We start from the raw sequence: 16,652 nt of genomic DNA on the forward strand, positions 1-16,652 counted from the left end.
TCGACGGCCGGCCGGAGGTGATGCCGGCCGCCGAGGCAGCGGCCCACCTGCGGCGTCGCCGCCTGCGAGTCCTCGTCTCCGGCCGCTCCGGGCACCTGCCCGGTCGGCAGGTCGGCCGGCTCCGGCGGTGCGGCAGGCAGCGCCCGGAGCACACCTTCGCCACCGGCCGCGCCGGCCTGCCCGGCCGGTCCGTACCTGACACGCCGACGGGTGCCACACGATCGGGGGACCTGGACTGTGCCCAAACGGACGATCCTGCTGGCGGGCGGCGCGGTCGCCGCACCCGCCGGACTGCTCGCCCTGGTGCTGCTGGCGGCCGCCACCGACGTACCCGCCTCAGCGAGCGCCCCGGGGCACGGACCGTACGGCAGCGCGCTTCGGCCGGGCAGCGTCCCGACGCCGTACGGTCCGATGATCGAGCGCGCCGCCGGGGCCTGCGACCAGGGCCTGACCTCCCCCAGGCTCGCCGCCCAGCTTCACCGGGAGAGCAGCTTCGACCCCAACGCCCAGAGTCCGGCGGGCGCCCAGGGCATCGCCCAGTTCGTCCCGGACACCTGGCGCACCTGGGGCCGGGACGCCGACGGCAACGGGGTGAGCAGCCCGTTCGATCCGGCCGACGCGATCGACGCCCAGGGACGGATGATGTGCTCGCTGATCCGCCAGGCCCGCGACTCCGGCATCGCCGCCGACCCGTGGCAGCTCGCGCTCGCGGGCTACAACGCGGGCTGGCACGCCGTCCAAGCCGCGCACGGCATCCCGCCCTACCAGGAAACCCAGCAGTACGTCGCCGCCATCGTTGCCGAGGTCCCGGACTTCACCGCCCCCTCGCCCGCCGGACCACCGACCGACGCCGATGACGCCCTCCCCCCGGAGTGGGACGTCCCGGCCGGCACCCACCCGCAGGCCGCCGCCGCCATCCACTGGGCCCTGGCCCAACGCGGCGGCTGGTACACCTTCGGCGGGGACTGCACCGACCCGCTGGGCGCCACCCCCTCCCGCCGGTGCGACTGCTCCAGCCTCGTCCAGCAGGCCTACGCCCGTGCCGAGATCCGGCTGAGCCGGTCGACGTTCACCCAGGTCGAGGAGGGGCAACCGGTCGACCCGGACAGCGTCCGGCCCGGCGACCTCGTCTTCACCACCGGAATGGACGGCGGTCCGGGCCGCCCCGGCCACGTTGCCCTCTACATCGGTGACGGCCGCCTCCTGGAGGCCCCCCGCACCGGCCTCCAGATCCGGACGGGCAGCTACCAGGCCTGGAGAGCAGCCGGCAGCGGCCCCAACCAGGTCGTCGCCGTCCGCCGGGTTGTCACCTGATCCCCCGTCCGGGTGACCGGATCCACCCACAACCCCGGGTTATCCACAGGAACCCGCACCATCGGCCCCCGGGGACGGCCGGATCGGCCACCCTGACCGCCACGACAACAACCGACGAAGGAGTCCGCCATGACGACCGCCTGGTTCGACCGCATCGCCGCCCGCCTCGCCGAGCCCGGCATCCAGGGCCCGCTCTCGGCGGCCTGGTCCCTCGCCCACCAGACCGTGTTCTGGTCCCTGGCCGTCACCACCGACAGCGGCGGCGACACCCTGGCCGCCTGCGGCACCTACAACCACGCCATCGAGCTCCGCGGCTTCCTGCCAGAGCCCGACGACGGCGACGACCCCGAAACCGACCTCACCTTCGCCGACGGTCCGCGGCTCGCCGAATTCCTGGAGCAGGCGGAGCTTCGGCTTTCGGCAGCGGCCGCCACCGCGGCGACGCCGGACGAGGTCTACACCGTCCTGGTTGCCGTCCGCCTCCTCGGGCACACCGCCGCCGCGGTGCGCACCACGCTCCGCCCGGCGCAGACCGCCCGGTGAGCGCCGAGTTCGCCGAGTTCGCCGAGTTCGGCGAGCTCGTCGTCCTCGCCGGCAGCTACCTCACCGACACCGACTACCTGCCGATCGAGCGGAGCTCGGAACTCTACCGACGGACCGTCGGCCATCAGGTCGCGGACCTGCTGGACCTCCTCCTCGCCGTGGAGACCCGGTACGCCTGGGAACCGGTGGACACCCTGCCCGACCGGGCGCCCACCGGCCCCGGCCCGGCGACGGCACCGGACAGTGCCCGCCGGGCCCGGCTGCACGTGGCCCTGGTCGAAGCCGCCCGACAGCTCAGGGCTGCCTACGGCAAGCCGCCGGCCCTCACGCCCCTCCAGGCGTTCCAGGCACCCCGGTACGTCCCCCATGCCATCCAGGCCCTGCGCACCGGCCTGGACCTGCTCGCCACCCACACCGATCCCGACGGCCGACCTCTCACCCGACACGGGCTCGCCCTGGAGAGCACGCAGCTGCGCACCGCCGTCCTGGTCAGGGTCCTCGCTCTCACCGGAACAGTCGCGGACCTGGTGGGCCGCCTTGGTTCGGCCACGTCCAGCGCGTCCTTCACCGAGCGCATCGGTGCCCTCGGCCGGGTCGTCGACCAGCTGGGAGTGGTGCAGCAGGAGGTCCGGGCGCTCGCCGCCGACCCGGACGTCCGGCTCGGCGCCGCGGCGCTCGACACCGTACGGCCCCGCGCTCTGCTGCAGCCCGACCCGCCCCGCACCATGGAGACCCCCGCACAGCTCGGCACCGGCGCCGCCGCCTCCGCCGACCGGCTCGCGGACATCAGCTGGCGCGCCGTACAGGCGGGTGACGACTCCCACGCGCACACCGCCTCCGCCATGGGCACAGCAGCCTCCAACGCCTTCGCCGTCTACCAGCTGACCAGGTTGCTGTTCACCCACGCCGCCACCCATGCTCCCGCCACCGTGTCCGCCCACCTCGCCTCCGTCCACGCCGCCGACACCGCCTGGGAAACAGCCGAGCACGCCTGGCGCCGCGTACGCGCCTGCTGGTTCCCCCTGCGCTCCGCTCCCGACAACACCCTCTCCGCCGTCACCGCGGAGTCGCACGCCCTGGTCGACCGGGTGGGCCGGCTCCTCTACGCCGACCCGGCCTGGCGGCTGTCCCACGGCCACGGGGGACCGACCCGTCAGGCCTGCGACATCGCCGCGGCCCTGCCGGTGTGGAGCGACGCCCTGCGCCAGATCTCCGCCCGCCTCCAGCACCTCGCCGAAGACCACGCGGTCCTCGCCGAACGCCTCGCCGACACCCGACGGCTGATGATGCGGGCCTCCGGCCCCGGGCATAACCGGCTGCCGGCCCGGCCGCTGCCCGCCGACCGGCGCGCCGAACTCGCCGAGGAGTACCGGTCCGCCGGCCGGGCGAGCGCGGCCGCCGAGCGGGCCCTCGCCAATGTGGTTTCGGCGCTCGGAGCCGATGTCGCCGCCCAGCACCTCCAGCACCGGCTCGCCTCCGTCCCAGACGCCCAGGCCGCCGACCGCATCACCCTCAGGCGCTCAGCGGTCCGGCTCGCCGCCATCGGGCAGAACCCGCAGCCGACCCGGCGTTCACGGCGGAGCGGCCTGGGCCTGTGAACTACTGGACCCGCCGGGCGGAGTCCAAGAAAGCGACGTGGCCGACACCGGTGACGATTCCTACGAGGTGCCTCCCCGCCAGTCGGCGCCGAAGCCTGGACCACCGGCAAGCGCTGTGCCTTCGCCGACGACCCGATCCACAGTCAGCTGCTCGCGGTCGAGCGGTGGGTCGACCTCGTATGTCCGCAGGAGCACGTAGTGGCGGTTTGTGGCGACGATATTGGTGACGGCGGCATCGGGGAGCTGAAGGTCGTCCTGCGTCAGCCTCTCGGTCCCGGGCCCTGGTCAAAGCGGTCACTGGCGATCACGTTCCCTACGCCCATGCCTGATGACAGCCCGTACGATGCTGTCGAAGGGTTCAGAGCTGTCTCGCCGGGGCGCAGCTGGGACATACAGCCGCTGGGGAGTTGGCCCCGCACACGTGGGGCTCCGGATTCGAACTGAATGGATTGGCGCGCTTTGAGCTCAATCGCCGCAGGTCAGGAAGTGTCGGCCCCGCGCTCGCGGGGATAGCTCCATCCAGCTCACGGTCACCATCACCCACCGGGAGTCGGTCCCGCGCTCGCGGGGATAGCTCTGGCGTTGACGATGTGACGCGTTCTTCTGGTATGTCGGCCCCGCGCTCGCGGGGATAGCTCCACCGGCCCGTTCAACGGCATCAACATCGGGCTGTCGGTCCCGCGCTCGCGGGGATAGCTCTGGCGTTGACGATGTGACGCGTTCTTCTGGTATGTCGGCCCCGCGCTCGCGGGGATAGCTCCCCGGACGTGGAGTTCGTGGGGGTGATCGTCACGTCGGCCCCGCGCTCGCGGGGATAGCTCCTGGCGGATCTGCTGGGACGGCTCGGCCTGCCGGTCGGCCCCGCGCTCGCGGGGATAGCTCGACGTACGGGCGCGATTTCTGGCGCCACGACATGTCGGCCCCGCGCTCGCGGGGATAGCTCTCCCTCAGGAGGGCCGTGGAAGAGCGGCGTGGTGTCGGCCCCGCGCTCGCGGGGATAGCTCCCAGCCCCGACGCCCGCTCCCGGGGATCATCGCGTCGGCCCCGCGCTCGCGGGGATAGCTCCGCCATTGCCGAGGAACTGCGAGCCACGTACACGTCGGCCCCGCGCTCGCGGGGATAGCTCCCTGTAGCCGACGAGAGGCAGCACACATGGCAGGTCGGCCCCGCGCTCGCGGGGATAGCTCCTCGACCTCCTCGGCCCAGAAGCTCAGGATGTCGGCGTCGGCCCCGCGCTCGCGGGGATAGCTCCTACGTGCCCGAGCAGGAGTCGTGATGACCCAGGTCGGCCCCGCGCTCGCGGGGATAGCTCGACCAAGCACGCGACCATCGCGCCGACCGCGCAGTCGGCCCCGCGCTCGCGGGGATAGCTCCCCACCAGTGACCGGGCGGACGAGGACGAGGACGTCGGCCCCGCGCTCGCGGGGATAGCTCCCGCACCGGCGATGAGAGCGGCTCCTGCCAGGAGTCGGCCCCGCGCTCGCGGGGATGGAAATCCACGATCCTGGGCGGGCGGGTCCTGCGCGCCCGCACCCCGACCGGGATCGAACAGGAAGTCTGGGCACTGCTGATCGCCTACCAGGCGCTACGGACCGCGATGACCGATGCCACCGACAGCGTCCCGGGCACCGCCGTCCGCCTCCCCCGGGCGAGCCGATCGCGGCTGGTCACCCAGGAGGAGGCGGACGGATCACGTCAGGTCAGACCGGGTCAGGCCGGTCCTCACACGCCCCGGTCAGCAGGTCACGACGGTCGACACGGTTGCGGTCGACGGCGACCAGCCGGGCTGCTCCACACTGAACGTGGCGCTCACCGTCGTGCCGCAGGGCACGGTGCCCGTGATGCCGCCGACCTCGGCCCCTCCGGCCGGGATCAGGACGGTCGGGGTGACGGTGGCGAACGGCGGGCTGGTGATGCCGGTGCTGGTCAGCCGGAAGGAGACCTGCTGGTCCTGCCAGGTCGGGCTGGTCGGTGTGGCGCGCCCGGACGCGTACACCTGGTTGCCGTTGACGGTGATACAGGCCCTGGTCGTGACGTAGTTCGGCGCGCCCGGGCTGCCGCAGACGGTGGTGCCCGCCGGTCCGGCCGGGGAACCGGTCGCGGCGGTGGCGGCGTAGGCGGTGGCGGCCTGGGCGCCGGTCAGCGCCGCCAGGGCGGCGGCACCGGCGAGCACGGCGGAGAAGCGGTTCATGGGGTTCCTCCCTCATTCGGTGCTCCCGGCGGACGCCGAGAGCACTGTGACATGTCACATCGCTCTTGTCGGGCAGTGTGGCAGGCCATCACGAACGGAGTGCCGGATTCCCCCAGGAGGGCCGCGCCCTGTCCACAACCGGTCGCCGAATGGCCTGGATGGCCTGTCATGGGCCGAACGAACCGCCACCGGCCGCACAACTCCACGGGAGAACAGGTGAGTTGGCGAGAACCTCGGGAACCGACACCTCGGGAACCGCCCCGTCAGTCCAGGAAGAGTGCCGCGAGTCGGGGAAGGTGGCGCCGCATCGCGTCGTCGTCCTCCGGATCCCAGGTGCCACCACCCGGCCGGTCGGGACGCGTCATACCGTTGATCGCGGCCTCCACCGCCGCCCCGAGCGTGTCGGTCTCGCCCCGGACCTTCCGGTACGCGTCCGTGATCGGGAGGCTCAGCGCCTCGAAGCCGATCCAGCCGCCCTCGTCGCGGCTCATCCTGACGACCACCGGCAGATCGGCCAGGGAGTCGGGATCGGCCACCGCGCGGCTGAACGTCTCCCGTCCGAGCAGGGCCAGCCCGTCACGGAAGTCCATGAAACCGTCGTCCGAGACGCTGCCCTCGATCAGGAAGGCGGCCCACTTCAGCGGATACCGCTCCGCGGCGTCGGTCACCTCGATGTGCTTCACATAGAAGTCGATGATGTCGTCCGGCTCCAGCGCCGCGAGTACGTCGACCAGCGCTCCGGGCAACGGGTCATCGGGCCGATCCCGGTCGTCGGCCCGGTCCCCGACCGCGGCGCGCGCCTGCCCGATGATGCCCCACCATGCGTCGATGTCCATGCCCGGGATCGTAGAAGCCCCCTCCGACAGGTCCCCGCCCACGGGCCACGGGCCGCAGACCACGGACCACTCGCCGAGCACCGGGGCTGTCACCTCGGCCCTACACCAACTCTCCCAGGGAGAAGGCGGGTCCGGTCTCCATGGATCGCCATCCCTGACCGAGCGCCGCGCGGACTCCCGCCTCGACGGCGGACGGCACGACCGGAAACGCCGACGTGGCGGCCACGAGCACCGCGCTCCTCCGGCCGACCCGTTGGACCGCGAAATCCGAAACGCCGTTGCTGCACGGGACACAGCACCGGACGCTGCCGATCATCCGCCACCGGTACACCACACCGTCGACGGTGATCAGACGCGAACCCTTCTTCACCAGCGACAACTTGTCCCCCTCGTCGGGAACCACAGTACCGACCGCAGTCCGCCACTGGCCCGGACCGCCCCAACTGGTCCGGTCCACGGACGAGGCTGCGACCGGCCGCCTCGCCAAGGGCAGGGCGAGTACCGGCCCTTGGCGAGGGACAGTGAGGAGTCGCGTCAGTCGGTCTACTCGGCGGCCGGCCAGTTCGGGGTGATGTCGTAGGCGTACTCAACCTCCCCGAGCGTCTTGCCGTCGTCGTCCACGAAGGTCGACTTGGCGGTGTAGCTGCCCCGGGACAGCATCCCGCTCGGGGCCTCCTCCCAGCTATGCCGGGGAATTCGCACCGAGTGCGCCTTGTCCTGCGGGCCAGCCGTCGGCTGGCTCGGCTCTGTGACGATGACACGGGACCAGCGCCGCCGGGGCGGCCGCCCTCCTGACCAACCGCCCGACCGGCTCTGGGGCGGTCGGTTGCTTGTCGGCAACGATCTCCGCGCCCAGCGGAAACCCGGTAGGCGTGGCGGCATGGCGCTGGCATCATCCCCACATGTACCTCACCTTGCACCCGGATGCGCACCGTGAGGGTGCGCTCCAGGCCCTCGAGCACGTTCACACGAAGGTCAGCAACCTGTACACCGGCTTCTCGGGCGACGCCGGGCAACTCGTGCTCGCCTACCTGGAGTGGGCGAACGACGCGTTCTCTCACCTGGAGGGGCGGATCAGCGAGGCGGACATCGACCGGCTGATCTTCACCCGCCGGTACGAGCACATGCTGGCCGGTGCGACCGAGTTGGGCGCCGCGCACATGGTGCGGTTCACCAACAGCCTCGTCAGGCTCGAACTGGGCGTGCGCAGCCGCGAACTCGCGCTCGCCGTGAACGCGCTCAAGGAAGCGATCGCGAACCGGCCTGCCGTATCGCTCAACGCCGTCTTCGACACCAGCCTGTTCATCCACCACCCCGAGAAGCTGGATGCGATCGACTGGGTCGCTCTGACCGGGCTCTCCGAGGGCGCGGTCAACTTGATGATCCCGATGGTCGTCATTGATGAGCTCGACCGGACCAAGGACACCCACTCGAAGGGGGACGTGCGAGGCCGGGCCCGGGTCGCCTTGGCCGTCATAGACCGGTTGTTCCCGAAGGGCGATGAGACCTTCCCCGTCCTGCAGAAGGGAGGAGCCGGGGGCCTCGATGTGACCGTAGAGATCATGTTTGACCCGCCGCGGCACACCCGGCTCCCGATCCCCGACGACGAGATCGTGGATCGGACGCTCGCCCTGCGGCCGATGGTCGGTGATGCCCCCGTGACGCTCTTCACCTATGACACCGGCCAGTCGACCCGGGCCCGGTACGCCGGCCTCGACGCCCGGAAGCTCAGGCAAAGGGACTGAGGGGGTCGGCTGTCCACCGCTCCCGGCTCACACGGCGAGCCGGTCTGTGCCATTCTGTCCGGCCCAATCGGACAGGAAGGGCACAGGGATGACGACCCTCCACATGACCAGCGACGACTTCTGAGCCACGCGTCCGGAGTGGACGGCGCGTTCGCGATCGAGCTGACCGAGCAGGGGATGCGCCGGCTGGCCAGCGCGGTGAGGTAGCACGAGCAGGCGATGACTGAGCCGGGGCAGCGGGCGGTGTGGCTGCGCAACCTGCCCGGCGCCGAGCTAATCGAGATCGCCCTCGGCCGGTGGGGCGGACGTTCTCGACGAGGCCGTGCGCCGCCCCCGGAACCTGGTCGCCAAGGCTGGGATGGGGGCGTGAACGCTGTTCAGCAGGACCCGCAGGCCGGAGCAGTGCCTCCCGCAACCGGATTTCCCTACCCGCTCGGAGACCTCAAGGCCGGGACGGTCCGCTGGTGGTGCCCGCTGCGCTGCGGCCGGCACCTCGACGGGTGGCCTCGGGCTGGAGACCGTCGGGCCGACCCGGCTGCCGATCGGCTTTTGGTACGGCGCCCCGGTTGGCCTGCGGCGGAGCCGCCTGGGGACGGAACCCAGCCGGCCCCAGGACGAATCTCAGCAGCCGTTGCCGAACGTCCCGCCGGCGTCGTCTGGCTCAGAGGGTGATCGGGCGCCACATGGAGACGTAGCGGGGGGAGTCCGGGTACGGCTGCGTGATCCCCATCTCGGTGTAGCCCCACCGTTCGTAGAGGGCCGGACCTTCGGGTGTTCCACGTCGACCAAGAGGTTGGAGCGTTCCTCGGCGCGGTGGGAGAGCAACTCTTCGTGGAGCGTGCGGGCAGTGGGTGCCGCGGTAGTCCGTACGGACCATCACCTCGCACAAAGCAAAGGTGCGGCTATCGTGCTCCTCCAGGTCCACGCCCGGCACGGTGCTGACGAGCCCGGTCCCACTGGTAGCCGGCGGTGCGGGCGAAGCCGCAGGCGTAGCCCACGAGCTGCCTGTCCACCTCCCCGAGGGTACAGCCCCAGCGGGAGGCGGCGGTGTGGCGGCGGAGGCGGTCGGTGAACCGCTCGACGGAGAAGAACGGATCGGTGGCGGCCTCGACCTTGTAGATCTCGGCGTAGAGGTCGAGCAGCAGCGGCTCGATGGCGGGCGGGTGCTCGGTGGCGTGGGTAGCTGACGGTCAGGGCTTTGGGCTGGGTGGCCACGGTGCTGCTCCTTCTGTGGTGGTGGTGTCGTCGTAGCGTTCATGAAGGCGGCCGCGTAAGGGGTCGTCACGCTTCCGGGACGGGCACTGTGCTGTTCCCCGGGCGTGATCCGGATGGTTACGCTCGGGCCATGAGTGACTTCCTCGTGGTGACGACGACCCATGACGACGAGACGAAGGCCCGCGAGCTGGCCGCGAAGGTGATCGGCGAGCGGCTGGCCGCGTGCGCGCAGGTCTACCCGGTCCGCTCGGTGTACTGGTGGGAGGGCGAGGTGCGGTCCGGCGACGAGTGGCGGATCGACTTCAAGACCCGTGCCGAGCTGGCCGGGCCGCTCAGCACGTTCATCGGTGAGCAGCACTCGTACGACGTGCCGGAGGTCGTCGCGGTGCCGGTCGTGGCCGGCGCCGAGAGCTACCTGAACTGGATCAGCGCTGAGACGTCGGCCGGCTGACCGAGCAGGGGATGCGCCGGCTGGCCAGCGCGGTGAGGCAGAGCACGAGCAGGCGATGACTGAGCCGGGCAGTGGGCGGTGTGGCTGCGCAACCTGCCCGACACCGAGCTAATCGAGGTGGGTGCAGTTCGTTTCGAGCGAAGCTGCTGATCAAGCTGTTCGGGCCGCATGACCACGCCCTTACCGTCCACCTGGACCACCAGCGACATCTCGCGGTTGCACGGGACGGGGATCCTCGCCCGGTAGAAGCCGTAGACGTTGACCGCGGCGGCGACCACGAGCGCTTCGAGCCGACGTTTGCCCAGAACCCTTCCGCAGCGGCGCTCGATGGCCTGCTGGGCTTGGTCGAACGAGCCGCGTACGGCTTCGGTGACCGCGAGCAGCCACAATCCCATCGAGTGCCGGCCCGCCGGCAGGGACAGCGCGGCGTCGGCCGGGTGGACGTTGCACGCGCCTCGGCCCCGGTGGGCGATGCGGGTGACCCGGACCAGCCCGAACACGCTGGCCAGCCAGCGCGCGAGACCCGTCTCCCGCCATGGCCGCACCCGCCCCTCCGGCCCCACCACGACCGGCCGGGCACCGGCACGGACCACTTCTTCCTCCCGCACCGCGTGCAGGTCCAGATGGTCCTGCAGCAGCTGCCGTAACAGCTCCCGCCCCGCCGGCCCTCACCCCATGGTCTACACCGACCTGGCCCGGTGCGTCGCGGCCGCCACCAGCCGCAAGGCACCGCTCGCCCCGACCGCCGGCTACGGACTTGGTGCCGACGGCCAAGGCGGCGAGCAGCGCATCGACCACGCCTACGCCGACCCGCACACCGCCGAAGCGATCCTGGGGTTCGAGGTGCTGACCGGCCATGAGGACGTCTCCGACCACCGTCCCCTGCTCCTGACCGCCGACCTGGACGGTCTGTGCGCGGCCGCGGCCTCCGGACATGCACAGCGGCGCACACAGACCGCGGCGAAGACCGCGTGGCGTGCGAACCTGCGTACGGCCCGGCACACCGCCGAGGCCTCAGCCTGCCGAGCCGGGGGCAAGGGCCTTCCCGCAGAACGACAGCCTGAACAGAGGGTGGTGGTCGACACCCCAAGGGCTGTGCCGACCACCACCAGCTCCTACCGAGATTTGGGTCGGTTCGGCCGGTCGTTGCCCCGGTACAGCTGGGCGCCGGCGACGACGATCTGCCGGTCGGGGTCGGGGCGGGCATCGAGCTCGTCCGCGCTGCGGTAGCCAAGGACCGCGCTGGCACGCGTCGTACCGCCGGTGTTCGCGCCCACCGTGTGAAAGAGGGTGCCGTCGAACAACAGGACACCGCCGGCAGGGACGGGCACGGGAACCGATTGGTCGGCGAGGTCCGCCAACTCGGGATGCTCGTCCATCCACGTGCCGCCGCCGTCGGGCTGCGGGACGCCGACGTACGGAGCGCGGTGGGACCCGGGCACGATCCACGTGCATCCGGTCTCCACGGTGGCGTCCTCGAAGTACACGATGGCGGTCAGCAGGCCGCGGGTGGGCTGGAGGATGTCGCGGTGCAGCCGCACCTGGTGGGCGCCGGAGGCGTTCAGCGAGCCCTGATTGTGCCGGTTGAGGACGTAGACGACGTTTGGGCCGAGCAGCGAGGTGAGCGGCCCGAGGATGGCGGGGTGGGCGATGAGGCGGTGCATCAGGGTGCGGTCGTGCTGGTAGAGCCGGTAGATCTTGGCCTGCCCGACGGGCAGGAGGGCGGCGTGGGCGCGGACCGTCTTGGCGACCTCGACCAACAGGTCGCGGGGCAGACCGGGGTCGGGCAGGCGCAGGTAGCCGAGGTCGCGGAAGTGGCGGGCCTGCTGCTCGGTCAGCGTGGACAGGGCGATGCTGGGCACGGTGCTGCTCTCCTCTCAGGCGCTGCGGCCGAAGGCGGCCAAGCGGTCGGGTGTGCCGAGGTCGGGGGCCGAGGTGCGGATGTCGAAGGCCCCGACCGGGTGGCCCTGGCTGATCGCCCAGGGCATGAACTGCCGGTACAGGTCCGCCTCGCCGGGGTGCGCCAGGCGCCGGGCATACTCCTCGAACAGCGCCCGGAACGGGGCAGGGGTGAGGACGACGGCGCCCGTGCTCGTGGCCTGCCGCAGCCCGCTGCGACTCCCGGTCGGCAGGGTGGCGTCCACGCCCTCCAGCGCGTGGACGACGTGCCGGCCGTCGGGGTCGAGGAAGAGACGGCCCGCGTTCTGCGCGCAGCGGCCGGGCGCGGTGGTCACGGTCCACGTCACCGCTGCCGGGCGGGAGCGGTGCTCCGCGACGGCGGACGGAAGCAGGACGGTAGGGAAGAGGGTGTCGGCGGGCAGCACCACCGCGGCCGGGACATCGGACAGGTGGCCCAGGGCCGCGTAGGCCGCACCGGCGGTGCCGAGCGGGTGCTGCTCGCGGTGGATCGTCAGCTCCACCTGCCGGGCCGACGGGTGGGTGAGAGCGTAGGTCTCGACTGCGTCGGCACCGGTGGCGGGGTCGGTGCTGGTGAGCACGGCGATCCGGCGGAACCCGGCGACGGTGAGCCGGGTGAGCGCGTGGCCGAGCATCGGGGTGCGGCCGACGGAGGTGTCGATCGGCACCAGCACCTTCGGCGTGCCCTGAAGTTCGGCATCGGGCGCGGCACGCAGGCGGCTGCCCTTGCCGCCGGCCAGGACCAGGGCCACGGTCTGGGCGGGCAGGGAGACGAGTGCGCTGCTGTAGTACGGGGCGGTGTCGGTGGTGCTCCGATCGGTCACGGGGTCCTCCCGGGTGGCGGGTGGGTGAGGATGTGGTGCCGGCCCGCCCGTCTCGGGGGACTACAGGAGGCTCAGCGCGTCCAGTGCGAGGTAGGCGGCGGCAGTGTCGGTCATCTCGCCCCGGCGGAGCACGCAGTCGCGGAACTCGGTCAGGGAAAGGGCGACGACGTCGATGAACTCGGTGCGCTCCGGCTGCGGTTCGGCGACCTTGACGCAGTCGGTGGCGACGAAGGCGAAGCGGCGGACGTCGGAGTAGGCATCGAGCCAGTAGGGCCCGACCTCGCGTACCTCGCCCTGGTAGCCGGTCTCCTCCAGCAACTCGCGGGCGATCGCGTCCGCTGCGGATTCCCCGGGTTCGATGTAGCCGCCCGGCAGTTCGTGCAGAACGCGGTCGGGGCCCGGACGGTACTGGCGGGCCAGGATGACCTGCCGGTCGGCAGTGAGAGCGAGTACGGCGCCGGCCGGGCGCTCGCACTTGAGGTAGAACTCCTCCTTCCGTCCGTCGGGCAGTTCGAACTCGACCCGCTCCACGGACCGGCCGAACTTGCTGAAGGCGGTGGTGCGGTCGATCTCGCGCCACGATGCAGTGGTGATGTCGGTCGTCATGGCCAGGACTGTACGGCCCCTGGTCGGTACGGCGCGGCCGTTCGACCACCGCTCCTCGGCCGGTGCCTGGTGGCGGGTGGAACATCTCCAGGAGACCACCGGATCGGGTGACAACAGCAGAGCAGATCGGTAGGCAGTCTGCGGCAGCCCCAGCACGCTGAGCTCGCTGCCCGGGCCGAAGGTTGAAGGCGGGGCATTGTGACGAACATGCTGTTCAGGCGCGCACGGCTCACTCGGGGCTTGACTCAGCGCCAAGTCGCGGAGCAGGTCCGCGCACTGGTTGAAGCGGACACCGGGCGCGAGTCGCCGTTTGACGCCGGCTATGTCTCACGCATAGAACGTGGCCTCATCACCTGGCCGCACAAGCACTACCGGCAGGCCCTCTGCACTGTGCTGGGCGCGGAAAACTCGGCCGAGCTGGGCCTGACCGCCAAGCAGCTCCACCACGAGGAGGCGAGCACCTCGAACCGCCGAGACGTCCTGGCCACCGCCCTCACCGCCCTGCTGCCACCTACCCCGCCCCTCACGCGCCTGCGCATGGGCGACATCCGCGCCATCACCGAGCGTACCGGCCTCCTGGAGCACTGGGACCGGGCCTCGGGCGGGCGCGCAGTGCGCGACTTCGCGCTGCGCGAGCTGCACGCCGCAGTCAGCCTCACCGAGGCATCGACCAGCCCGGCCGTACGCCGTGCACTGCTCGGTGCGATCGCGCGCCTGGCGAACCTGACTGCCTGGGCGTCGTTCGATGCCGGTTTGTTCGACGAGGCCCGCTCACTGTTCCAGGTCGGTCTGACCGCCGGTCGCGAACACGGCGACACCGGACTGCTGTGCCACCTCGCCACCAACGCCGTCCGCCAGGAGATCCACCTGCGCCACCCCGGGCAAGCCCTCAAGCTGGCCGGCGAGGTGGGCGGGCGCCTGCCCGCAGCGGTGCGGGCGATGCTCTGCGCCGTCTTGGCCCAGATCCACGCCCTGAACGGCGACGAACGCCAAGTGGCCCGCCACCTGGTCGCAGCCGATCACGCCTATGACCGGGTCACCGACCTCGCATCCGGACCGGCCTGGACCTCCACGATCACCGCAGCCAAGATCGGCAGCGACACCGGATTCGCCCTCTACCTGCTGTCCGCCACCACCGGCCGCGACAACCCGCAGGTTGTCGCCGACCTACGCCGGGCTGCCGAAGCCAGCACCGTCCAGGCCCAGACCCGGGTGCGGGCGATGGCCACCGCCCGCCTGGCCACCGTGCTCTACCGGCAAGGCGAACGCATCGAAGCCGACCACCACGCTGCCCAGGCCACCGCGCTCGCAACCACCGTCGGCTCAGCCCGCTTGACCTCCGCCCTCACCGACATGCGCCACGCATCCCGCACGCAGGCCGTTCGGTAGTCGAAGTACCTCCGGAAACCGGCCGGCCCCGCCCCCAGGGAGCAAGATCTGTGCGTTTCACCAGGTCAAGAGTGTTTTACCGGGCCCGTTATTATCGTGACGTTCCAATCGGATCCACTTGGAGTGCCGGTAAGAACCGTGTCACCGGCCGCAAACGGCGTGAGCGGAGCGAGCCGGGCCATGCGGCAGGATCGTCTGCATAACACCGGAGATAGCCGCAGCGCTGATCGGCTTGGTCGGAGGGCTCGTGGGGGCGGCGATCGCCGCGAGCGCAGCAACCGGAGCGGCAAGGCATCAGGCCGGGAAGGCGGTTGAGGCAGCTCACCCAGGCGAGTGCCGCCTACCTTGGGCCACTGGACACCGCACGGCGGACCGCGCGGCGGGAGGCGCACGCTCGCCTGCTCACGGCAGCCCTGAACCACGCGGAGGCCGTAGAACCTTTGCTTCACGTCGTGCGGGCCCCCAATGCGGAATGCCGCACCCGAATCGACGCGGTGAACAACCACTACCCGGTCGACTTGGCTGTCCAGCATGTACGGCTTGAGGGGCCGGCCGACGGCAACATCTATGACTCCGCAGTCCTTGTAGAGGTGGCTGCCATGCGTCTCGGCATCGTGCTGGGCGAACCGGGCAGCGAGCCCCGACAGGCACACGAGGGTCTTCTCAGGGCTACCGACGCGTTCGCCACGGCTGCTGGCGAGCATCTCGGTCGATGGGGCCTGGGCCAAGAGGGGCAGATGCGGCGCCGCCGGTGGCAGAGGAACCGGTTGTAGCCGGGTTCGTATGTGTGGGGCGGCGTGCGAGATACGTGCCAGAGTTGAAGGGCAACTGGGCCGCATTCGCCGAGGCGACGGCCTCAGCCGAAGCGCCCCGGCGTCGCGGCCGCAAGAGCGGGTGAGCGGGCCCGCCGCAGGCGGCTGACGGAGGCTTGGCGGCGGCGCGGTCTCCGGCCTCGGCTCCGGGACTCGCGAGAAGATCGAATGGGCTCAGGGTCGCTCTTGCACCTCCATACCGTCGTACGTCCCGCCGACGCACTTGCCGAGCCCGGGTTCGATCTGGAAAACCTGCCCGCCCCCGTCCACGCATGCTTGCGGGTAGATCCAAGCCTCCGCGTTGGCGAATCCCGCGCTTCCGAGCGTGAGAGCAACGGTCGCGGCGCACAAGGCGACCGCTGTGAGGGCACGACGCATGGGGACATCCTCGGGTCGAATCGATTGGGCAACCAACCAATTGGATCCTCGCTCTGTGCCCTGCCGCGGCATTCCTCCGATCATGGGCGCGTCGTGCTTTCCGGCCAGCAGGTGACCGGCGAGCTCCAGCCCACCGGTCACGGTCAGAGCGAAGCCGAGGTTCTGCTGTCGGGTCATCGTGGGCCTTCCCTCGGCCGGTGTCCGGGCGTGGGGGCCGGTTGAGCGCTGACGCGACCGGAGCAGTTCGGGACCTGTGGCACGAGGCGGGTGCGCCACTCGCCGGACGTACTCGTCCGTCCCGCCAGCCGGACGGCACGGCAGTGGTCAGCTCGTGCGGCGCCGACGGAGGCGGTGCTCTCCAGGAATCTCCGGACCATGGGCACGTCGGACTGCGGAGCGAACCTCGAACGCAGATCGGTGAGCGTGGATGAACTCCGGGCCGAGGTGACGCCGCCCATGTGTTCGACCGCCCGGTGAGCGGCACCGGGGCCGTAGCCGGCCGTCGGTGCGAGTGCCGCACCGCCGACCTTGCGGGCCAGGTCGACGACCCGGCGGCGGTGAGAGCCCTCGTCCGTGCGGTGGTCCGGCACCCGACCGACGCCGTGCCCGTAGTGGGTGCGGTTGTGGAAGTGTGCCCGGTCGGCGATGGTGGCGACATCGAGTTCCTCTCCCAGTGCCGGCTCGTTGAAGTCACCGCAGGCCAGGGCCCGGCCGTGGGCAGTGAGTACCCGGCTGAACCACTCGGATTCGATCATCCGCAGCGTCGGGCCGTAGAAGGTGGCGTGGTGGCCAACGAGGACGATGCTGCCCGGGGCCCACCGGCCGTTCTCCCC

At 71.3% G+C, this 16,652-nt stretch carries 17 protein-coding genes, 1 pseudogene and 1 CRISPR repeat array; of the genes and pseudogenes, 8 read left to right on the forward strand and 10 right to left on the reverse strand.

The window, feature by feature from the left end; translation table 11 throughout:
• Positions 1-237 precede the first annotated feature (237 nt).
• The 3 genes from ACFVUY_RS40130 (at position 238) to ACFVUY_RS40140 (ending at position 3,455) form a co-directional block, all read left to right on the forward strand.
• Complete coding sequence (locus tag ACFVUY_RS40130; protein WP_387736974.1) at positions 238-1,314, forward strand: NlpC/P60 family protein; 1,077 nt, start codon at positions 238-240, stop codon at positions 1,312-1,314.
• A 129-nt stretch (positions 1,315-1,443) separates the two neighbouring features.
• Positions 1,444-1,857 carry a hypothetical protein gene (locus tag ACFVUY_RS40135; RefSeq protein ID WP_387736975.1) on the forward strand — a complete coding sequence of 138 codons (414 nt, stop codon included), beginning with the start codon at positions 1,444-1,446 and terminating at the stop codon, positions 1,855-1,857.
• A complete protein-coding gene (locus ACFVUY_RS40140) occupies positions 1,854-3,455 on the forward strand; it encodes a hypothetical protein (protein WP_387736976.1) in 1,602 nt (533 codons plus the stop codon). Before ACFVUY_RS40135 ends, ACFVUY_RS40140 begins: the two co-directional genes overlap by 4 nt.
• A 488-nt stretch (positions 3,456-3,943) precedes the next feature.
• Positions 3,944-4,950: a CRISPR direct-repeat array (repeat unit 28 nt; unit sequence GTCGGCCCCGCGCTCGCGGGGATAGCTC).
• A 240-nt stretch (positions 4,951-5,190) separates the two neighbouring features.
• Here the strand turns inward: ACFVUY_RS40140 and ACFVUY_RS40145 are convergent.
• The 4 genes from ACFVUY_RS40145 to ACFVUY_RS40160 all read right to left on the reverse strand — a co-directional run bounded on the left by ACFVUY_RS40145 (position 5,191) and on the right by ACFVUY_RS40160 (position 7,364).
• The gene (locus ACFVUY_RS40145) at positions 5,191-5,646 is read right to left on the reverse strand and encodes a hypothetical protein (protein WP_359896551.1); all 456 of its coding nucleotides are present in this window, start codon (positions 5,644-5,646) and stop codon (positions 5,191-5,193) included.
• A 263-nt stretch (positions 5,647-5,909) separates the two neighbouring features.
• Positions 5,910-6,482 (reverse strand): DUF4240 domain-containing protein, encoded by a 573-nt coding sequence (locus ACFVUY_RS40150; RefSeq protein WP_387736977.1) that lies wholly within the window; start codon positions 6,480-6,482, stop codon positions 5,910-5,912.
• 100 nt (positions 6,483-6,582) lie between these two features.
• Positions 6,583-6,885: a hypothetical protein gene (locus ACFVUY_RS40155; RefSeq protein WP_387736978.1), complete on the reverse strand. Its 303-nt coding sequence runs from the start codon at positions 6,883-6,885 to the stop codon at positions 6,583-6,585.
• Between the two features lie 140 nt (positions 6,886-7,025).
• The gene (locus ACFVUY_RS40160; protein ID WP_387736979.1) at positions 7,026-7,364 is read right to left on the reverse strand and encodes a hypothetical protein; all 339 of its coding nucleotides are present in this window, start codon (positions 7,362-7,364) and stop codon (positions 7,026-7,028) included.
• A gap of 20 nt (positions 7,365-7,384) precedes the next feature.
• Here ACFVUY_RS40160 and ACFVUY_RS40165 point away from each other — a divergent pair, with 20 nt between their 5' ends.
• From ACFVUY_RS40165 to cutA, 3 genes are all read left to right on the forward strand, one after another.
• Positions 7,385-8,227 carry a PIN domain-containing protein gene (locus tag ACFVUY_RS40165; protein ID WP_387736980.1) on the forward strand — a complete coding sequence of 281 codons (843 nt, stop codon included), beginning with the start codon at positions 7,385-7,387 and terminating at the stop codon, positions 8,225-8,227.
• A gap of 1,049 nt (positions 8,228-9,276) precedes the next feature.
• The gene (locus ACFVUY_RS40170; protein WP_387736981.1) at positions 9,277-9,414 is read left to right on the forward strand and encodes a hypothetical protein; all 138 of its coding nucleotides are present in this window, start codon (positions 9,277-9,279) and stop codon (positions 9,412-9,414) included.
• Between the two features lie 158 nt (positions 9,415-9,572).
• Positions 9,573-9,893, forward strand: coding sequence for a divalent-cation tolerance protein CutA (cutA, locus tag ACFVUY_RS40175; RefSeq protein WP_380347792.1), 321 nt, complete (start codon positions 9,573-9,575; stop codon positions 9,891-9,893).
• A gap of 17 nt (positions 9,894-9,910) precedes the next feature.
• Here the strand turns inward: cutA and ACFVUY_RS40180 are convergent.
• The 4 genes and pseudogenes from ACFVUY_RS40180 to ACFVUY_RS40195 form a co-directional block, all read right to left on the reverse strand.
• Positions 9,911-10,555, reverse strand: a pseudogene (locus ACFVUY_RS40180) (ISKra4 family transposase); the annotation flags it as partial.
• Positions 10,556-11,008: 453 nt separating this feature from the next.
• On the reverse strand, positions 11,009-11,755 hold the full coding sequence (locus ACFVUY_RS40185) for a phytanoyl-CoA dioxygenase family protein (protein WP_387736982.1): 747 nt from the start codon (positions 11,753-11,755) through the stop codon (positions 11,009-11,011).
• Positions 11,756-11,770: 15 nt separating this feature from the next.
• Complete coding sequence (locus ACFVUY_RS40190) at positions 11,771-12,634, reverse strand: NTP transferase domain-containing protein (protein WP_387736983.1); 864 nt, start codon at positions 12,632-12,634, stop codon at positions 11,771-11,773.
• A 60-nt stretch (positions 12,635-12,694) separates the two neighbouring features.
• Complete coding sequence (locus ACFVUY_RS40195) at positions 12,695-13,240, reverse strand: NUDIX hydrolase (RefSeq protein ID WP_387736984.1); 546 nt, start codon at positions 13,238-13,240, stop codon at positions 12,695-12,697.
• A 207-nt stretch (positions 13,241-13,447) separates the two neighbouring features.
• On the opposite strand from ACFVUY_RS40195, the gene ACFVUY_RS40200 reads away from it, so the two are divergent.
• Together ACFVUY_RS40200 and ACFVUY_RS40205 are read left to right on the forward strand one after the other, a co-directional pair.
• Positions 13,448-14,629 carry a multiprotein-bridging factor 1 family protein gene (locus ACFVUY_RS40200; RefSeq protein WP_387737001.1) on the forward strand — a complete coding sequence of 394 codons (1,182 nt, stop codon included), beginning with the start codon at positions 13,448-13,450 and terminating at the stop codon, positions 14,627-14,629.
• A gap of 311 nt (positions 14,630-14,940) precedes the next feature.
• Entirely contained in the window at positions 14,941-15,402 is a 462-nt protein-coding gene (locus ACFVUY_RS40205) for a hypothetical protein (RefSeq protein WP_387736985.1), read from the forward strand.
• Between the two features lie 213 nt (positions 15,403-15,615).
• Here ACFVUY_RS40205 and ACFVUY_RS40210 read toward each other — a convergent pair whose 3' ends face one another.
• Together ACFVUY_RS40210 and ACFVUY_RS40215 are read right to left on the reverse strand one after the other, a co-directional pair.
• Entirely contained in the window at positions 15,616-15,996 is a 381-nt protein-coding gene (locus ACFVUY_RS40210; protein WP_387736986.1) for a hypothetical protein, read from the reverse strand.
• On the reverse strand, positions 15,993-16,574 hold the full coding sequence (locus tag ACFVUY_RS40215) for a hypothetical protein (RefSeq protein WP_387736987.1): 582 nt from the start codon (positions 16,572-16,574) through the stop codon (positions 15,993-15,995). Before ACFVUY_RS40215 ends, ACFVUY_RS40210 begins: the two co-directional genes overlap by 4 nt.
• Positions 16,575-16,652 lie beyond the last annotated feature (78 nt).

It is taken from the genome of Kitasatospora sp. NPDC058063 (assembly GCF_042885395.1).
Lineage (GTDB): Bacteria > Actinomycetota > Actinomycetes > Streptomycetales > Streptomycetaceae > Kitasatospora > Kitasatospora lactacystinica.

Excerpts from the sequence above, each read along its gene's own strand:
- ACFVUY_RS40165 (WP_387736980.1), top strand. The coding sequence starts at position 7,385 with ATGTACCTCACCTTGCACCCGGATGCGCACCGTGAGGGTGCGCTCCAG.
- ACFVUY_RS40195 (WP_387736984.1), bottom strand. The coding sequence starts at position 13,240 with ATGACGACCGACATCACCACTGCATCGTGGCGCGAGATCGACCGCACC.
- ACFVUY_RS40150 (WP_387736977.1), bottom strand. The coding sequence starts at position 6,482 with ATGGACATCGACGCATGGTGGGGCATCATCGGGCAGGCGCGCGCCGCG.
- ACFVUY_RS40210 (WP_387736986.1), bottom strand. The coding sequence starts at position 15,996 with ATGACCCGACAGCAGAACCTCGGCTTCGCTCTGACCGTGACCGGTGGG.
- ACFVUY_RS40215 (WP_387736987.1), bottom strand. The coding sequence starts at position 16,574 with ATGATCGAATCCGAGTGGTTCAGCCGGGTACTCACTGCCCACGGCCGG.
- ACFVUY_RS40135 (WP_387736975.1), top strand. The coding sequence starts at position 1,444 with ATGACGACCGCCTGGTTCGACCGCATCGCCGCCCGCCTCGCCGAGCCC.
- ACFVUY_RS40160 (WP_387736979.1), bottom strand. The coding sequence starts at position 7,364 with ATGCCGCCACGCCTACCGGGTTTCCGCTGGGCGCGGAGATCGTTGCCG.
- ACFVUY_RS40145 (WP_359896551.1), bottom strand. The coding sequence starts at position 5,646 with ATGAACCGCTTCTCCGCCGTGCTCGCCGGTGCCGCCGCCCTGGCGGCG.
- cutA (WP_380347792.1), top strand. The coding sequence starts at position 9,573 with ATGAGTGACTTCCTCGTGGTGACGACGACCCATGACGACGAGACGAAG.
- ACFVUY_RS40200 (WP_387737001.1), top strand. The coding sequence starts at position 13,448 with ATGCTGTTCAGGCGCGCACGGCTCACTCGGGGCTTGACTCAGCGCCAA.